Origin of the sequence: Sphingosinicella sp. LHD-64 (assembly GCF_031157375.1) — a bacterium.
Lineage (GTDB): Bacteria > Pseudomonadota > Alphaproteobacteria > Sphingomonadales > Sphingomonadaceae > Allosphingosinicella.
Genome location: NZ_JAVIFV010000004.1, coordinates 222,654 through 239,295, shown reverse-complemented (window position 1 = coordinate 239,295; position 16,642 = coordinate 222,654). Strand labels below are relative to the sequence as shown.

Annotated in this window: 14 protein-coding genes; 7 read left to right on the top strand and 7 right to left on the bottom strand. The window is 65.1% G+C overall.

Features of this window, described 5'->3' with window-relative positions; all coding sequences use genetic code 11:
* Positions 1 to 3: 3 nt before the first annotated feature.
* Together RCO27_RS14590 and RCO27_RS14585 are read right to left on the bottom strand one after the other, a co-directional pair.
* A complete protein-coding gene (locus tag RCO27_RS14590; RefSeq protein ID WP_309003430.1) occupies positions 4 to 1,854 on the bottom strand; it encodes a TonB-dependent receptor domain-containing protein in 1,851 nt (616 codons plus the stop codon).
* A gap of 140 nt (positions 1,855 to 1,994) precedes the next feature.
* Positions 1,995 to 2,636: a cation transporter gene (locus tag RCO27_RS14585; protein WP_309003429.1), complete on the bottom strand. Its 642-nt coding sequence runs from the start codon at positions 2,634 to 2,636 to the stop codon at positions 1,995 to 1,997.
* Positions 2,637 to 2,707: 71 nt separating this feature from the next.
* Between RCO27_RS14585 and RCO27_RS14580 the strand changes: the two genes are divergently transcribed.
* From RCO27_RS14580 to RCO27_RS14570, 3 genes are all read left to right on the top strand, one after another.
* A complete protein-coding gene (locus RCO27_RS14580) occupies positions 2,708 to 3,115 on the top strand; it encodes a helix-turn-helix domain-containing protein (protein ID WP_309003428.1) in 408 nt (135 codons plus the stop codon).
* 221 nt (positions 3,116 to 3,336) lie between these two features.
* Positions 3,337 to 3,651, top strand: a complete 315-nt coding sequence (locus RCO27_RS14575; RefSeq protein WP_309003427.1) for a metalloregulator ArsR/SmtB family transcription factor — start codon at positions 3,337 to 3,339, stop codon at positions 3,649 to 3,651.
* The gene (locus tag RCO27_RS14570) at positions 3,651 to 4,136 is read left to right on the top strand and encodes an SRPBCC family protein (protein ID WP_309003426.1); all 486 of its coding nucleotides are present in this window, start codon (positions 3,651 to 3,653) and stop codon (positions 4,134 to 4,136) included. The genes RCO27_RS14575 and RCO27_RS14570 overlap by 1 nt, the downstream gene beginning before the upstream one ends.
* A 105-nt stretch (positions 4,137 to 4,241) precedes the next feature.
* Here RCO27_RS14570 and RCO27_RS14565 read toward each other — a convergent pair whose 3' ends face one another.
* Positions 4,242 to 5,012 carry a class I SAM-dependent methyltransferase gene (locus RCO27_RS14565; protein WP_309003425.1) on the bottom strand — a complete coding sequence of 257 codons (771 nt, stop codon included), beginning with the start codon at positions 5,010 to 5,012 and terminating at the stop codon, positions 4,242 to 4,244.
* Between RCO27_RS14565 and RCO27_RS14560 the strand changes: the two genes are divergently transcribed.
* Positions 5,005 to 5,184, top strand: coding sequence for a GDCCVxC domain-containing (seleno)protein (locus RCO27_RS14560; RefSeq protein ID WP_309003424.1), 180 nt, complete (start codon positions 5,005 to 5,007; stop codon positions 5,182 to 5,184). The genes RCO27_RS14565 and RCO27_RS14560 overlap by 8 nt on opposite strands.
* A gap of 157 nt (positions 5,185 to 5,341) precedes the next feature.
* On the opposite strand, the gene RCO27_RS14555 is transcribed toward RCO27_RS14560, so the two are convergent.
* Positions 5,342 to 6,406, bottom strand: coding sequence for a serine hydrolase domain-containing protein (locus tag RCO27_RS14555; protein ID WP_309003423.1), 1,065 nt, complete (start codon positions 6,404 to 6,406; stop codon positions 5,342 to 5,344).
* A 458-nt stretch (positions 6,407 to 6,864) separates the two neighbouring features.
* Here RCO27_RS14555 and RCO27_RS14550 point away from each other — a divergent pair, with 458 nt between their 5' ends.
* From RCO27_RS14550 to RCO27_RS14540, 3 genes are read left to right on the top strand one after another with little or no spacing between them, the layout of a single operon-like run.
* Positions 6,865 to 9,642 (top strand): TonB-dependent receptor domain-containing protein, encoded by a 2,778-nt coding sequence (locus RCO27_RS14550; protein WP_309003422.1) that lies wholly within the window; start codon positions 6,865 to 6,867, stop codon positions 9,640 to 9,642.
* A gap of 20 nt (positions 9,643 to 9,662) precedes the next feature.
* Complete coding sequence (locus tag RCO27_RS14545) at positions 9,663 to 11,276, top strand: amidohydrolase family protein (RefSeq protein WP_309003421.1); 1,614 nt, start codon at positions 9,663 to 9,665, stop codon at positions 11,274 to 11,276.
* Positions 11,277 to 11,318: 42 nt separating this feature from the next.
* Positions 11,319 to 12,659 carry a hypothetical protein gene (locus tag RCO27_RS14540; protein ID WP_309003420.1) on the top strand — a complete coding sequence of 447 codons (1,341 nt, stop codon included), beginning with the start codon at positions 11,319 to 11,321 and terminating at the stop codon, positions 12,657 to 12,659.
* Between the two features lie 355 nt (positions 12,660 to 13,014).
* Here the strand turns inward: RCO27_RS14540 and RCO27_RS14535 are convergent, their stop codons facing one another.
* From RCO27_RS14535 to RCO27_RS14525, 3 genes are all read right to left on the bottom strand, one after another.
* A complete protein-coding gene (locus RCO27_RS14535) occupies positions 13,015 to 14,292 on the bottom strand; it encodes an FAD-binding oxidoreductase (protein WP_309003419.1) in 1,278 nt (425 codons plus the stop codon).
* Positions 14,293 to 14,463: 171 nt separating this feature from the next.
* A complete protein-coding gene (locus RCO27_RS14530; protein WP_309003418.1) occupies positions 14,464 to 15,423 on the bottom strand; it encodes an ornithine cyclodeaminase family protein in 960 nt (319 codons plus the stop codon).
* Positions 15,420 to 16,574, bottom strand: a complete 1,155-nt coding sequence (locus RCO27_RS14525; protein ID WP_309003417.1) for a hypothetical protein — start codon at positions 16,572 to 16,574, stop codon at positions 15,420 to 15,422. Before RCO27_RS14525 ends, RCO27_RS14530 begins: the two co-directional genes overlap by 4 nt.
* Positions 16,575 to 16,642: the final 68 nt, after the last annotated feature.

The window sequence follows — 16,642 nt, the reverse complement described above, 5'->3', positions numbered from 1 at the left end:
TATTCAACCACCAAGGGTCAGGCGGATGCCGCCGTTCACGGTGAATCCGTCGGTCGGCGCCCAGGCGTCGACCGTCCAGCGGCCGTCCGGCGCTCGCGTCAGCCGCAGCAGCGGGTCATATTTCGTCTGCCGGACGTTCAGCAGATTCTCGGCATTCACGAACAGGCGGATGCTGCCGAGCACGATCTCGCCCATCAGGCCGAGCTCGACATAGGGCCGGCCGGTCGCGCGATACGGATTGTCCTCCAGCGACTGCCGGCCGGTATAATAAGCCTCGAAACCGATCCGGCCGACCCCGTGCCGTTCCCACATGGCGACCATGCCGGCGGTGTGGCGCGGGGTCAGCGGCACCTGCCGGCGGCCGGTGCCGTCCGGGTCCGGTTCCGAAGAATCGACGAACACGTAGCTGCCGGTGACGGTGAACGCCTGCCAGCGATAGCGCAGCAGCAGCTCGGCGCCACGAATGCGCGTTGTCTCCGCGACGCTGACCAGCCGCACCCGCCCCGTTTCCGGCGATGGATCGATCACATCAAGCCGGGTCGTGTTGCGCATGTCCGATCCGAACAGGGTGACGTTCGCCTCGATGCCCCCACGCGCATAGCCGATGTCGAGCGAGGCGCTTTCCGCCGTTTCCGCCCGCAGGCCGCTCAGCGGCTCCAGCCGTGAGAGGCCGGCCGCCTCGGTCTCGTCGACGAATGGGGTCGGCGCGTAGAAACCGCGGCCGACCGAGGCCCGCACCGTCCAGAAGCCGGGCCGGTAGAGCATCGACAGGCGCGGACTGAGCTTGGTGCCATATTCGCTGTGGGCGTCGATCCGGGCGCTGCCGGCCAAGGTCAGGTGATCGTTCAGCTCATGCTCGGCCTGAACGAAGAACCCCGGCACGGTGAAATCATAGTCGAACGCGGGGAAAGTCTCGGACCGATAGCCGTCCGCTTGATAGGCTGCCCCGGCGACCCACGACGTGCCGCCCGCCTCCCCGGCCAGCGACAGCTCGGCGAAGAGCGTGTCATGCCGGTCATCCTCGGTCACGTCGCCGAAGACATGGCGGTGATCCTGCCGCATCCCCGACGCCCGAATTTGCGCGGTGCCGATCCCCTCCAGCGGCAACTCCGCGACCAGACCGGCGTCGAGGCGATCCGTGTCCTGGGTCTGGGGGAAGGGCCGACCATCGGGCGTGGTCCGGCCGGGCAGGGTTCCGCCGACGCGATCCTCGCCCATCGCGCCGACCGTCGCGAAGATCGACGCCCCGTCGGCGCCTTCCCAGAACAGGCGCGGCCGGGCGGTCCAGCGGTCATAGCCGGGAAGATCGATCCAGCCGTCATCGTCGATGTCCTGCCGGCCCTGACGGTGCAGGCCGCCGGTCAGGGAGGCGCTCCAGCCCCCACCGAGCGGCGATGCGGCGTAGGCGGTGAGGTCCTGGCCGTCGCGGCTGGTGACGTTGAGCAAAGCTTCGGCTTCCGCCGCGTCGCCCGGTCGCCGCGAGACCAGATTGATGACGCCGCCGAGCGCCGAAGGGCCATAGAGCGCCGAGGCCGCGCCCTTGATGACCTCGACCTGGCCAAGGTCGGTCGGCGGGATCTGCAGGAGGCCGAGCGACGACGCCTGGCCGCCATAGAGCGGCAGGCCGTCGGCGAGCAATTGGGTGTAGCGGCCGTTCATGCCCTGCACGCGCACATTGGACGCGCCCAGCGCCGGCGAGGTCACCTGGACCCGCACGCCGCCCGTCTCGCTCAGCATCATCGCGATGTTGCCGGGCCGCATCAGCAGCTTCTCTTCGATCTCCTCGCGGTTGAGGACGTCGACACGGATCGGCTCGTCCTGCACGCGGCGGCGCGAACGCGTCGCCTGGATCACGACCTCCTCGTCATCCTCATCTTCCGCCTGGGCTGCGGACGGCGCCTCGCGAGGCTCTTGCGCCCATGCCGCCCCTGGCAAGAAAAACAGCACGGTGGCGGCTGGCGCAGCGGCCAGGGAAACCTTTCTGGAAAACATGCTCACTCTGCTGGTTGGAGTTGTTCCGGGCGCGACCGGCGCAGTTCGCCGCGCGCCTGCACGATGATCTGCCATCCGCCAGATAGGGCCAAGGCGGCAAGGATCGTCGCGACGACGAGGTCGGGCCATGCCGTTCCGGTGCCGAAGACACCGGCGGCCGCGGCGACCACGGCCAGGTTGCCGATCGCGTCATTGCGCGAGCAGATCCAGACGGAGCGCCGGTTCGCGTCGCCGCCGCGGAACCGATAGAGCATGATCGCGACGCCGATATTGGCCGCCAGGGCCAGGAGGCCGATGAGGCCCATCACCTGCGGCTCGGGAGACGCGCCGTGCAGCGCGGCCCCGGTTGCGCCGAGGAGGACATAGACGCCCAGCAAGACGAGCGTCGCGCCCTTGAGCAACGCGGCGCGTGCGCGCCATGCGAGCGCCATGCCGGCCACCGCAAGGGAAATGGCATAATTGGCGGCATCGCCGAAGAAGTCGAGCGCGTCGGCCTGGAGCGCGCGGCTGTCCGCAGCGGCGCCGGCATAGAGTTCCACGCCGAACATCAGGGCATTGATGGCGAGCGCGATCCATAGCGCCCGGCGCCAGCCCCGGTCGGGGGCGCCGGCGGGCGTTCCGGATGCGCAATTGGAGCAGGCCATATGTCACCTCGACCGAATCGGTGTGACGACCTTATGGTGCCTGTAGGGACTACAGGGTCAAGGCATCGGCGATGAAAATTGGAGAGCTCTCGAAGGCCACCGGCACGAATGTGGAAACGGTCCGTTATTATGAGCGAATCGGCCTCCTCCCGAAGCCAAACCGCACCGGGGGAAATTATCGCGACTATGCGCCGCAGGAGGTGGACCGGCTCAGGTTCATCCGCCATGCGCGTGGGCTCGGGTTCGACATTTCCGACATCCGGTCCCTGCTCGACCTCAGCGAGCACCCGGAACGGGATTGCTGCGAGGTCGATCAGATTGCCACCAGCCACCTCGCATCGGTCGAGAGCAAGATCCGACAGCTCGGGCAGCTCCAGCAGGAACTCGTCAGGATGCTCAGGCAATGCCGCGGCGGGCAAATGGCCGATTGCCGCATCCTTCTCGCCCTCGCCGACCGGGGGCTCGCGCCGCATGAATGAAGCCGGCCCGGACGAGGAGCGACGATGGCCGAAGGTGGACCGACCGTCCAGGTCGGACCGCACGGCCAAGCCCTCGTCCGATGGCGGGCTCGCAACCGGTGTCCTCGGCTGATCGACGTCCGCTTTGTCCGAGACGGAGTTGAAGTCGCGCCGGCCCGGGTGGCCGGACTCGGGGCAAAGTCGATATTGACAACGCGTAAGTTGCTACTTACGCGTAAGTCATGACTTACGCGAAGAGTGGTTGGACCGCCCTGGCCGACTCGACCCGGCGCACGATCTTCGACCTGCTGGTCGAGCGTCCCTGGTCGGTTGGCGAACTGGCCCATCGCCTTCCGGTCAGCCGGCCGGCGGTTTCGCAGCATCTCAAGGTGCTGAAGGACGCCGGGCTCGTGGTCGACAGGCCGGCCGGCAAGCAGCGCATCTACCGCGTCGATCCTGCCGGGCTGACGGCCCTTCGCGCGGAACTCGACCTATTCTGGAGCAAGACGCTGGCGGCCTACAAGGTGGCCGCCGAGCAACCATCGGAGGAGTTGTGATGAGCACTCAGGCAGCCGGCACAGCCGTGAAGCACGCCATCATGGTCGAAGCCCCGATCGCGCACGCCTTCAAGGTCTTCACCGAGGACTTCGGCCGCTTCAAGCCCGCCGAGCACAACCTGCTCGGCGTCCAGATCGCGGAGACGATATTCGAGCCGCGGGTCGGCGGCTATCTTTATGATCGTGGCATCGACGGCAGCGAGTGCCGCTGGGCGCGCGTGCTGGCCTACGAGCCGCCCAACCGGGTGCTGCTGAGCTGGAACATCAGTCCGCAATGGCAGATCGAGACCGATCCGGACAAGACCAGCGAGTGGGAGGTGCGGTTCACCGCCGAGACGGCGCATCGGACCCGCGTCGAGATCGAACACCGCAATCTCGAGCGGCACGGCGACGGCTGGGACAGCGTGCGCGAAGGTGTCGATGGGGATCGCGGCTGGCCGCTTTACCTGCAGCGGTTCGCGGACCTCATGGCCCGCCAGGCCTGACGGCGCGGCCCGACGGGCACCTCGGATTGGGATGCACCGGCATCACTTGCCACGATCGGGCGTGCGGACCCTTGCGCCCGGACATGCGCGCTGATGGCAAGGGGTCTAGCGGCCACCGATGTCGCTGCACCCGGCCTCGCGGCCGAACAGGCTGAACTGGAAATGCTGGACCGTGTCCCAGGGGGTCCGGTGATCGGCCCGCGTCGTGAACAGGAGTCGAAAGCGCTTGCCGAGAAGCCGGGCGAGGCTCTCGGCGTCATGGCGCGTGACCGGCAGCCCGCTGCAGTGCTCGGGCCCATCGGGGGCAAAGGTGCCGACGATCGCCACGCCTGATGGGCTCAGCGCGGCATCCAGGGCGCGGGCGTAGGAGGCTTGATCGGCAGGATCATTGAGGAAGTGAAGCACGGCGCGATCGTGCCAGACGTCGTAGCGCCGCTCAGGCGTCCAACTGGCGATGTCCGCAACGATCCAGTCTACCGCATCCGCGCGATCGCCGAGGCGCCGTCGCACTGCCGCGAGCGCGTTTTCGGAAATATCCAGCACCGTGACGTCGCTCCTGGCGCCGGCGAGCAGGGCGTCGACCAAAAGCGATTCTCCCCCGCCAATGTCGATCACCGAGCCGGAAGGTTGTCCAAAGCGCGCGATCAGGTCGAGCGAGAGTGACGGCGTCGCCTCGAACCAGCTCACCTCGTTGGCCGCCTTGCTGGCGTAGACCGCGTCCCAGTGGCTGGCGGCGATGGATTCACCCATGATGCCCTCTTCGCGGTTTGCCCTTTGCCCGATCATAGCCTGCCGCTCGGGCCCACGCAGCAGGGCAATCCAACCGCGCCGATGTACCCGAACGTGCGGCAAGGCGTCGACCGAGACGATGCCCACGAACGCGTGCCAGTTCTTCTACGACTGCCCGCACTGCGGGGCACTGCTGAAACCACTTCCAGGCGACTGCTGCGTCTTCTGCTCCTATGGCGACGTTCCATGTCCGCCGATTCAGGAGGCGAGCGCAGAAGGCCGCGAGGCGTCCTGTCGCGGAGAGCCTTGTGGCGAGTGACGACTGCGCCGGCGCCGATCGATCCGCCAGGACTGGTTCGACGATCGTTGGCGCTGTTCAGCGCAAACGCTAAGCAGCTACGGGCATCGCGCAAATGGCGCTGCAGAATCGCATGGTTTCGACACGTTGCGCGCATTCCAGCAGGTTGCGATTGCCCTCACCTGCCCTGGTTGTCGAAGAAAGCCCTGGCGACCCTTGGTCCGGCCTCAAAGGCCGATATGCCGTCCGCATTCGCGAGCAGCACGATCGAGACATGCTGGTCCGGAAAATTCTGCGAGTAGGTATGAAAGCCGTTGATCGCGCCATTGTGGCCGATCATCTGTCGGCCTGCCTCGTCCCGCCGTAGCGCGAGACCAAAGCCGTAGTCGAATACGGTTTGCCAGGAAGGGCCGGCTGCCATTGCGGTGCTGGACAATTGTCCGCTCCTGAGGCGGCCCGGCTCAACCATCGCCGCCAGGCTTTCCGGTCTCAGCACCCTGCCGCCGAGCAGGGCGTTCGCCCAGGTCAGAAGGTCTTCGGCGGTCGAGCGCATCGCCCCCGCCGCTCCGGCGGCGCTCATTGCAATATAGGATGCATTCGTAAACGCGCCCGGCCGGTCCCTGACCGGGGCATAACCGTTGGCGCGGTCGGCAACGATCTCGACGGTGTCATCGACCGCCGTGTTGCGGAGCCCGAGCGGATCGAAGATGCGCGCCTTCAGGAACGCGGGATAAGACTGCCCGGACACCTTTTCGATGATCGCACCGAGCAGATAATAGCCCGAATTGCTGTAATGATAGCTGGTTCCAGGCTCAAAATCGTACAGGTTGTCGAGATTGGAGATGTAGGAAACCATCTGCTCAGTCGTCATATTCTGGCGGCCAAGAGTCGGAAAATAATCGCTGACTTCGGTATAACTGCGGATGCCCCCGGTATGCCTGAGCAACTCGCGCACCGTAACCTCGCTCCCACGCGGGAAATCGGGAAAGAATGTCGAGAGGGGGTCATCGAGCGACAGCCGGCCGTCTTCCGCCAGCAGGAGAATGGCCGCGGCGGTGAACTGCTTGGTGAGGGAACCGATCCTGAACACGCTGCGGTCGGTCACCGGCACATTGTGCTCGATGTCGGCAACTCCATAGCTGCGAACGAAGACCGGCGACCCGTTGACGGAGACGCCGACCACCAGCCCCGCTGTTTGCCCGGTTTGGACCGTCTCCCTGGCGATCGCGTCGATCGCAGCCACGGCTGCCGGAGATAGTGCCGGAGCCTGAGCCGCAGCGCCGGGCGCCGGAGCGGCGGCGACTGGCACTGCGAAGCCGGCCCCCAGCAACAATGCGAAACCCAATAGCCCCCTCTTCATCGCTCTCGCTTTCCCTTGTCGATCCGCGCGGAAGCGCGGCCGCCTCGCGACCATTTCACAATTTGCGCATACAGAAACTGATTTGGCAATAGCGCGAATTCGCCCTCCGAACGAAATTTCAGACAATAGACTGATTTTACGCATTTTATCGCGATATCTGCGAAAACCCCTCTCCCATCCAGGCTCCACTCCCTAGCCGCTCGACTGCTAGACAGTTTACGAATTGGAAATCTGTTGCTAATCTGCAAAAAAGCCGAGACGGAACGCCAGCGTGCGGTGTGTCGACGCTACGAAAATGACAAGGAAATCAACCTCGTCTGTCGAGCCAAGGGAGGAAATATATGGTGCGAATCGCGAATTTTCACGGCGCGACTCTGGTCCGGAGCAGCAGCCTCGCGACTCTTGCCACCGCGCTGGCCTTCGCGTTTCCCGCCGCCGCTCAGGATCGCTCGACCACGGCCACGCCCGAGGCGACGGACAGGGCCGTCGACAGCCGGGTGGAAGAACCCGGCACTGAAATCGTCATCACCGGTTCGCGCATCAATACCGCCGGCTTCGGCGCACCGACTCCGACCACGGTCGTGGGAGTGGCCGAATTGCGTCAGGCGGGCAGCACCGACATTGGCGCGGCGCTCGCCGACCTCCCGCAATTCCGCCAGACGCAGGGTTCGCAACAGACCAACACCACGACAACTTCGGGCCAGGCGCCGGCGGACCTTCGCGGCCTCGGCATTGCCCGTACGCTCGTGCTGATCAACAATCGTCGGCACATCAGCTCGAACGACCTCCAGACCGTTCCCTATACGATGGTGAGGCGGGTCGACGTCGTGACCGGCGGCGCCTCCGCCGCCTATGGGTCGGGCGCGGTCGCCGGGGTCGTCAACATCATCCTCGATGACCGGTTCGAAGGGTTCAAGCTCGGCGCGCAAACCGGCATTTCCAGCCGCGACGATCGGGCGCAGTACCTGCTCGAAGGGTCGATGGGACTGTCCTTCGCCGATGGGCGCGGTCATGTCGTCATCGGCGCCGATTATCTCGAGGACGAAGGCATCGCTCCCGCCTCGGCACGACCGCTGGTCGGTGACGCCGGCTTCTTCCCCGGCGAGGACGGCCGGCTCTATCCGACGCTCGGCATTCGGGAATCCAACCGCAGCGAAGGCGGCCTGATCAACTCCGGCGTGCTCGCCGGGCAGACCTTCAACGCCGACGGCAGTTTGAGTCCGTTCCGGTATGGCATCCGCCGACCCGGCGCGCCGACTTCGATGATCGGCGGCGATGGCTTCACCACCAACAAATATCGCTCGGTTTCGGCACCGATCAGTCGATTGAACGGCTTCGCCCGCGCCAGTTTCGACGTGGCCGACAATCTCACCTTCTGGGTGGAAGGAAGCTACAACCGGGTTTCGGACAGCCGCTTCTACTGGCCGGATCTCGGGGTCGGCCAGATCACCCTCTCCGCCACCAACCCCTTTCTGTCACAATCGATCAGGGACCGGCTCGCCGCAGCGGGAGAGCCTTCCTTCGTGATGGGCCGGGCGCTCAGTGACATGGCGCTCGCCCGCTACGACTATGACCGCGAGGCTGTGCAGGGCACGATCGGCCTCGACGGCTCCTTCGGTGGTGGCCGGTGGCGCTACAACGCCTATTACGCACATGGCGAGCAGAAACAGGACCAGTTCCTCAGGAATATCACGCTGCGCACCAATTTCGCGAATGCGATCGATGCGGTTCGTGCGCCGAACGGTTCGATCGTCTGCCGCGTGGCGCTGACCGATCCGACCACGCCGTGCCGTCCCCTCAATCTGTTCGGCAGCGGCAATGCCGATCCAGCCGCCATCGCCTATGCGACCGCGGACTGGAATTCCGTGATCAACACCTGGCTCGACAATGCGGGCGCCAGCATCAGCGGCGAGCCGCTGTCGTTCTGGGGCAGGCCGGTCTCCGTCGCCGCGGGCGTCGAATATCGCGAGGAAGCGTACGAGAACCTGTTCGACGAGAACGCGCTCGCCCGCCGCTTTTCCATGATCAATGGCACCAACATCCCGAAAACCGGCAACAGCGTCACGGAAGCCTTTGCGGAAGTGAACATCCCGGTCCTGGCCGATCTTCCCGCCATCCGCGAACTGAACCTCAACGGCGCCGTCCGTGTCTCCGACTACAGCACCAGCGGAGCGATCTGGTCATGGAAGATCGGCGGAATCTGGGACATCGTCGACGGCCTCAAGCTGCGCGCGACCCGGTCACGCGATATCCGCGCCGCATCCCTGACCGAGCTGTTCAGCCAGCGTGCGGCCATCTTCGGTCCGGTCAACGATCTCGGCCGTCCCGGCAATCCCTCCACCCAGGTGATCCTGTATCAGGGCGGCAATCCCGATCTGCGGCCCGAGATTGCCGACACGCTGACCTTCGGCGTGGTGATCTCGCCCAGGGCCCTGCCCGGGCTCAACCTCTCGGTCGACTATTACGACATCAAGATCCGGGACGTGATCACCACGCTCACCGCCCAGCAGATCGTCAACGGCTGCTATCTGCAGAGCAATCAGGGCGCTTGCTCCCAGATCACCCGAGACGGCAACGGCGCCATCAGCTCGATCAACGCCTCGTTCATCAACATCGCTGACTTCCGCAACAACGGCGTGGATTTCGAAGCGTCGTATCGAACCCGACTGGACGCGATCGGGCTCGGGGGACAATTGTCCGTCCGCGCGCTGGTCAACTATGTCGACAAGCTCATCGTGGACAATGGCGTCGTCGCGATCGACGGCGCCGGCTATCTGGGCTCGCAAGCGGTTTTCCTGGTGCCGAGATGGCGCGGTCTTGTCTCCGCGACCTACGAAAGCAGCAGCATCGGCGCCGACATCCGCACCCGCTATGTCGGCGGCGGCGGGTTCGCGCCGGCCAGCGTCCTTCCCAACCAGGCTCCCGACCTGCACGTCGACAGCCGCATCTATGTCGATCTGGGGCTGCGCGGCTATGTCGGCCTCGGCGGTGACCAGCGCATCACCATCTACGGCAACGTCCAGAACCTGTTCGATCGCGCCCCGGAGCTTGGCGCGGCCTCGCCCTATCACGACTTTGTCGGGCGTTATTTCACCTTCGGCGTGCGCGCGAGCTTCTGATGCAGCCGGCACGATGGGCGATGATCAGCGAATGGGGGCCGACGCTTTTCCGGGCGCGCCGCATCAGACAGCGCAAAATCGCTGCGTCCCGCGCGACGGCTCTCGCGCTGCCCGAAATCGCGAGGAAATCGGCGATGAACCGGTTGGAATCGACGCTCTTCTTTGCCCTGGCATTCCTGGGGATGGTGACGATGCTCGCGACCTCCCTCTCAGCGACCCCGGCGGCGGCGGATTATGACCTCGTGTTGTCGAACGGCCGGGTCATGGATCCGGAATCCGGCCTGGATGCCATACGGTATGTCGGCATCCGCGACGGCAAGATCGCCGCCATCTCGCAGGAACGGATTTCAGGCAGGCAGGAAATCGATGCCTCCGGGCGGGTCGTGGCCCCCGGTTTCATCGATCTCCACGCGCACGGGCAGCGCGCGTTCGAAGCCGGCTTGCAGGCGCTCGACGGGGTGACGACGCAGCTGGAGCTCGAGATCGGCGTCTATCCGGTGACGGCCTGGTACGAAGCCAGACGCGGCAGTGCGCCGATCAATTTCGGTGCCAGCGTCGGCCATCTGCCGATCCGGCAGATGATCCTTTCCGGTCTCACCGAAGAGGACATGACGAACCAGGACATCCGGGACCGCATATTCACGCAACGCAACTGGGTGGACAATGCCGCCAGCGCCAATCAGCTCGCCGCAATGGAGCAACGCGTCCAGCAAGGATTGGACGAGGGCGGATTGGGCGTCGGCTACGGGATCAACTACACCGCCGGCGCCACCCGCGAGGAAATCTACAGGATGTTCCGCGTCGCCCGGCGGAACGGCGTCATCAACTTCGTCCACGCACGCTTCATGAACCAGAATGAGCTCGGCGGAAGCGTCGATGCGGTGCAGGAGGTGATCGCGGATGCGGCGATTACCGGCGCGGCGCTCCACATCGTCCATATCGGCAGCAGTGGCGGCGGCAGGGTGCCCCTGTTGCTGCAGATGATCGACGAGGCCCGGGAGAACGGCGTGGACGTCACGACGGAAGTGTATCCCTATACCGCCTATTCCACCTTCCTGGGCTCGGCGATCTTCGACGGGGATTTCACCAGGGCACAGGGAATCCAGTACAGCGACATCGAACTGCCGGAGACGGGCGAGCGCCTGACCCGGGAACGCTTCGAGCAATTGCGCGGGGAAACGCCCGAACGGATGGTGATCGGCCATGCCATGAGGGAGGAGAATGTGGCCATGGCGATCGCTCATCCCGGGGTCATGATCGGCAGCGATGGCGAGAAGCTGGCGAACGGCAAGGGCCATCCCCGGGGCGCGGGCACATATGCCCGGGTGCTCGGCCGCTACGTCAGGGAGCAAAGGGTCCTGACCCTGATGGAGGCCCTCGCCAAGATCAGCTACCTGCCGGCCAGACGACTGGAAGCGTCGGTGCCCGCCATGAGAGCCAAGGGGCGCATCCGGGTTGGTGCCGACGCCGACATCGTCGTGTTCGATCCCGATACGGTCCTCGACCGCGCGACGTTCGCGGAGCCGACCATTCCTTCGGCAGGGATCGACCATGTGCTGGTGAACGGCATTGCGGTGGTCAGGGACGGCCAGCTCCAGACGGGTGTCAATCCGGGGCTCGGCATACGTCGCTGACGTCGCCGCGCAGCCGAACTGCCGGCATCCTCTCATTCGGACATGGAGGGACTGAAGATGCCAGAGTCCTGGACCCGAAGGCCCGGCGCGGAAACGACGAACCTGGGTCGCCGCGAACTGCTCGGGATGGCCGGCCTTGCCAGCGCCGCGCCGTTGCTGACCTGGCCGGACAGGCTCCATGCGTCGGCGGCCGGCGGCGCGCTGAACCCCGGGCTAGACGGAGCGGCACCCGCCAGCATCTATGAGCGCATGCTTGGCGTGCGAACGGTCATCAATGCCGCCGGTGCCGTGACGGCGTTCGGCGGAACCGTGCTGTCGCAGGAGGTGACCGACGCCATGGCCGCGGCCTCGCGCAGCTTCGTCGATCTCAACGCGCTGTACCAGGCCGCCGGCGCGCGGCTGGCCGAGGTCACCGGGGCGGAGGCCGCAATGGTGACCTCCGGCGCCTTCGCGGCGATGGTCCTGGCGGCGGCCGCCTGCCTGGCCCGGGACGACGAACAGAGGATCGCCGCACTGCCGCAGCCGACATGGCCGCGCCGGGAAACCGTGCTCCAGCGGGCCCATTCCACGGCCTATGACCGGGCCTATCGCGACGCGGGGGCGATGATCGTCTACGTCGACACCGAGGAGGAGATGCTCGCCGCCATCGGCGATCGCACCGCCATGATCGCCGGACTGATGAACATCGAGAAGATGGCTCAGCCCGGCATCATTCCCCTCGAGCGGCTGGTCGCCCTAGGCCGGCGCACCGGTGTGCCGGTCTACCTCGATGCCTCGTTCTCCATCACATATCTTTCGGACGCATCCAGCCTGTCACGCTACACCGGGATGGGTTTCGATCTTGTCGGCATCAGCGGCGGCAAGGGCCTGCACGGGCCGCAGTCGACCGGCATCCTGGCCGGGCGCGCGGATCTCGTCGCGTCGGCACGCAGGCAGGCCTCCCCGATCCCCTCCGCGCTCGGTCGCGGCATGAAGGTCGACAAGGAGGAGGTGATAGGCCTTCTCGTGGCGGTCGAGCGGTTCCTCGCCCGCGACTCGCGTCCGCTGTACCGGCGAGACCGCGCGCGCGTCGACGCGATGCGCGAGCGGATGCGCGATGTCCCGGGGTTGCGGGTCGGCTACGAAGAGGCCTTCTTCGGCCCTGGCCTGGTTCTGATGTGGGACGAGGCCGACATCCCCCTCAGCTACCCGGCCTTCGTCGAACGGATGCGCGCAGGGGAACGGCCGATCGCGATCCACATCGCAGCGGGTCCGAGCGCCTATTTCGTGGCAGACGTGAACGGGCCGGCGCTGTTTGCCGGCTATCTCAACGACGGCGAGGACATGATCGTGGCCGAGCGCGCCCGCGAAATCCTGCTCACGGCGCGCCAGAACGCCGGCTGAGTAGGTTGACCAGGGCGAGCCTGCCCCGCACCGGACAGAGCCCCGGCGCGCAAGGCGCGCCCTTGTCCCGAGACCGTCAGAGGGTGTCCGTCACCGGCTTTCGGTTCCCTTGACCTCGGTTCGCTCCTGATCAGGAGAAGATCGTGCGCGTCACTCGCGCGGCGACGCGGAGATGATCGGCATCGCCGAACGACAGTAGAAGCCGGAAGGGACTTTGGCTGCGACTCTCCGATCGATTCGAAATATCGTAAGCGGTAATTTATCCTCACGCTTCCTCGTCGCCGTGGACGCTACGCTGCGAAACAACGTTCGAAATATTATCAAAGCTGAAGCTCTAACCAGCGCCCCGATTTGATCAAAGGAGCGAGAGCCGGTCATGATTGACGGCCTTCGACCCCTTGATCTGCACCTGAGCAGGATCGCCAGTTTCCGCGGGCCACGCGTAGATGTCATTGTACAAACTCATGGACGCATGCCGTCGGCTTTGTTCGTCCATGGATGCAAAACGGTCCAGGTGGAACTGGGTGATATCAAAACTCGGCGATCGATCGAGTATACATTCGGCCATCGCCTTGCCCACCGCCCCTGCATGGGTCACCCACACCGCCTCAGCGACCCACAAGCCCTTCGCTCCGTCAACTTGCCCCAACAATGGAGCGCCATCGGGCGTCATTGAGAAGATACCGTTCAACTTCCTACAGCTTCCAGTTTGCTCAAGGATAGGAAACAGGTCGTAGCTCAAGGCCGCGTCGAATTTCCGGTCTTCGTAAGCGAGGTCGGCTTTGATGGTGGTGTCGACTTCGGCGGCCAACGGAGAGTGGTTGTACCAGCCATATCCCAAGCGATCTCCATGCTCGCGGAGGTAAAACAGATTGTCGAGATCACGCACAAAGGGACGCATCTCTCCAGTCACTACCCGCGGCAGAGGTTTTGTTTGCAAGTAGGGATGCTGAACCGGGTAGAGTGCAAGGTCGAGACCTGCCTTTCCGGCGAGCTCGCGCCCCCATATCCCTACGGCGACGATGACGCGCGATGCGAAGATCGTGCCTTGGTCCGTGATGACACCTGTGATGCGGTCGCCGTCTCGGGCGAAATCGATGACTTGAACACCTTCACGAAATGCGAGGCCGTGATCCTGCGCCGCTTCATGCAGCGCTTGGAGAAGGCGGCGCACGTCTAGCACGCCATCATCAGGAATGAAGAGGCCGCCTGCCAGTCCGTCCGAGTCCAGGTACGGCACGAGTTTAGTGAGCCGCTCTGGCGACACGAGCTCGGCATCGATACCGCCGGCTAGCGCAACCTCACGCTTGCGGGCGAGTAGTCGCAGTGTGTCGGCACTGCGGGTGACCTCGACGCTGCCAGTTCGCTGAAATGCCGGAGGGTCGCTCAGCACACGAGCATATAACTCCGCCGAATACATTGCGAGCGCCGCCATCGCAGGCGTTCCTGAGTTGCGGCCCAGGAGCCCTGGAGCATGCCCTGTCGAGCCCAGGGGGTTCGCTACGGAGCCCCGATCCACTACCAAGACATCCGTGTGCCCCAACTCAGCTAGATGATAGGCAATCGAGCAACCGACAATGCCTGCGCCGACGATTATCGTATCGGCGTCGACGCTAGGGGGGTTGAAGCTCATATAGTCTCCTTTGCCTATGCCTCCGCCTACCTTGGCGCGCCCGTAACGAGTGGCGAAGCTTCGAAGCTACTTTCGAAACTCGCTACATCGTTCATCGCTAACTACACCCCGACCGCATCGGAGCATCATAGCGAACGCATCTGCGCCGAAAATGTGGGGAGCATTCACTGCCTACGAAATATCCGACTCTTGTTGGCGCTGAGCTCCAAGGCTCACGTAGCGCGCGGAAACGAGATCCTGAACAATGTGGCCGAGCGACTTATACAGGGTTAGTTCGCCTCGGGACACACGACCCTCATGCGCTCCGGAAAGCACCTCGCCGATTTCCGCGAGAATATGCGCATCCGTCACCAGGCCTTCTTCTCGCGCCCTGATGAACTCCGCGCCTTGCTGCAGCACGTTGGCCCGGCAGTCCGCGAAGTACCGGGAACGCGCAACCAGGTCGCTGTCGATCTCGGCCGGCCCGGCCCGGCTCGAGCCCACCACATTGATGTGCGCACCTGGCGCCACCTGATCATGAAACAGGATGGGGTCGGGCGCCGCCGTCGTGGTGCAGATGATGTCCGCTCCGCGAACGGCGTCCCCGATCGCTTCCAGAGCCCGGCACGCTATTCCATGTTCACGTTCGACGTCCGCCGCCAATCGGCTCACTTTGGCAAAGTCCCGGCCCCACAGCCTGATCGTCGCGACCGAACGGACGAGCGGTATCGCGGCGGCGTGGGCGCGCGCCTGTTCGCCGGATCCCAATATGGCGAGGGTGCGGGCATCCGGGCGGGCGAGGGCAGCGGTAGCGACGGCACTGGCCGCCGCGGTGCGGATGGCGGTGATCGCGCCCGCGTCGACGGCGGACATCGGCGCGCCGCTATGCGGATCGAACAGGATCACCAGCCCCTGATGTGACGGCATCGAGTGCCCCGGCGCCGGCGGCCGGACGCTGATCAGCTTCGCTCCGAACGTCTCCGGGATCGCACCCGCCATGATGCCGAACAGCCCGCTGCCGCCCGGGATGATCTGTCGAGGAATATCCTGCGTCTTGCCGCTCGACAGCGCGATCATGGCTTCGCGAACGAGGCCGATGCAGCTTTCGAAGCCCAGGAGCCGATAGACCATCTGTGCGTCGATGACCTTCATGATCGCCCTTGCTCGCTCCGTCCCTGACCTGGTGATGCCTCGGCCAGGCACGGTCCATCCTGCCGTCGCTCACGCGTCGCCACGCGCAGCAGGCCGATGGTCATCACGGGCAGCACGTAGATGAGGAGGAAGACGTAGGCCGAGAAGGCATAGCCCCGCGCGATGAGATCGACGAGGCCGACCCGGGTCGCCACCACAACGGCGCCGAACAGGATGAAGGCGGCCAGTGCGAAGCGCCAGGTTGCGGGCATATCGCGCCCTTTGCCGGCCAGGACGCCGGCCACCCGTTCGTTCAGTGCGTGGACGAGGCCGGCGCCGCTTTCCAGCAGCGCGGCAAGGATCATCGTCTGAAAGACGAGATGGAAGATCGGGAGATCAAGCGCCGTCAGCATGACGTCGGACGGCAGCGGCGCATCCTGGATGTCCGGATAGAAGCCGATCAGGCAGACGAAGAACAGGAAGGCGGGCAAGGCCGCCATCGGACCGCACAGCAGGCCGGCGACCACGGCATCGCGATTGCTCGCGATATGGCGCGCCATGGGGAGGATCACGATGGCCCCGACCAGGTTGTAGCCGGCATAGGTGAGCCCGCTCGAGAACCATCCGGTCGTCGGAGCGCCGGCGGCGAGCGTCTCGGAAATTCGTCCCCCGAAGCGGCTCAGGGTGAGAATGATGAAGGTCGCATAGACGAGATAGAGAAAGATCGAGACATATTTGAACATCGTCTCCATCGCGTGCCGGCCGGCGGCCGTGACGGCGATGATCGCGGCCGTCAGGCCCAGGGTTCCGAAAACGGCCGGGATCCCCAGGCCGGCCCGTGCGATCTCCCCCGCGGCCGCTGCGAACACGGACAGGATGAGGAGCATGAGCGCCACATAGGCGATCTCGAACAACGGCCAGCCGCGTCCGAGCAGGGCGCGGAAGAAGGTCCGGTAGTCATAGGCGCCGAACGCCCGCGCCACCAGAAAGGTGGCCGCGCAGACCAGCGACCAGATGATCATGGTCGTGAGCAGTCCGTACAGGCCGCCCAGCGGCCCCGCGTCGAAGAAGAATTCGACGAGTTCGCGACCCGTCGCATAGCCGCCGCCGATGACGACCGCCTTGAAGGCGAATCCCGGCAGGATGATCCGCTGGAAAAAGCTGGCGCGCATGATTGAGCCCAATGCGATCTGGCCACGTGCCTGAGGCAAGCGGGCCGGTGGAGGTGCGGAAGCGGGCG

What these genes read in the sequence shown, in the direction of transcription:
- RCO27_RS14585 (WP_309003429.1), bottom strand. Translation starts at nt 2,636, where the DNA reads ATGGCCTGCTCCAATTGCGCATCCGGAACGCCCGCCGGCGCCCCCGAC.
- RCO27_RS14580 (WP_309003428.1), top strand. Translation starts at nt 2,708, where the DNA reads ATGAAAATTGGAGAGCTCTCGAAGGCCACCGGCACGAATGTGGAAACG.
- RCO27_RS14575 (WP_309003427.1), top strand. Translation starts at nt 3,337, where the DNA reads ATGACTTACGCGAAGAGTGGTTGGACCGCCCTGGCCGACTCGACCCGG.
- RCO27_RS14570 (WP_309003426.1), top strand. Translation starts at nt 3,651, where the DNA reads ATGAGCACTCAGGCAGCCGGCACAGCCGTGAAGCACGCCATCATGGTC.
- RCO27_RS14560 (WP_309003424.1), top strand. Translation starts at nt 5,005, where the DNA reads ATGCCCACGAACGCGTGCCAGTTCTTCTACGACTGCCCGCACTGCGGG.
- RCO27_RS14550 (WP_309003422.1), top strand. Translation starts at nt 6,865, where the DNA reads ATGGTGCGAATCGCGAATTTTCACGGCGCGACTCTGGTCCGGAGCAGC.
- RCO27_RS14545 (WP_309003421.1), top strand. Translation starts at nt 9,663, where the DNA reads ATGATCAGCGAATGGGGGCCGACGCTTTTCCGGGCGCGCCGCATCAGA.
- RCO27_RS14540 (WP_309003420.1), top strand. Translation starts at nt 11,319, where the DNA reads ATGGAGGGACTGAAGATGCCAGAGTCCTGGACCCGAAGGCCCGGCGCG.
- RCO27_RS14535 (WP_309003419.1), bottom strand. Translation starts at nt 14,292, where the DNA reads ATGAGCTTCAACCCCCCTAGCGTCGACGCCGATACGATAATCGTCGGC.
- RCO27_RS14530 (WP_309003418.1), bottom strand. Translation starts at nt 15,423, where the DNA reads ATGAAGGTCATCGACGCACAGATGGTCTATCGGCTCCTGGGCTTCGAA.
- RCO27_RS14525 (WP_309003417.1), bottom strand. Translation starts at nt 16,574, where the DNA reads ATGCGCGCCAGCTTTTTCCAGCGGATCATCCTGCCGGGATTCGCCTTC.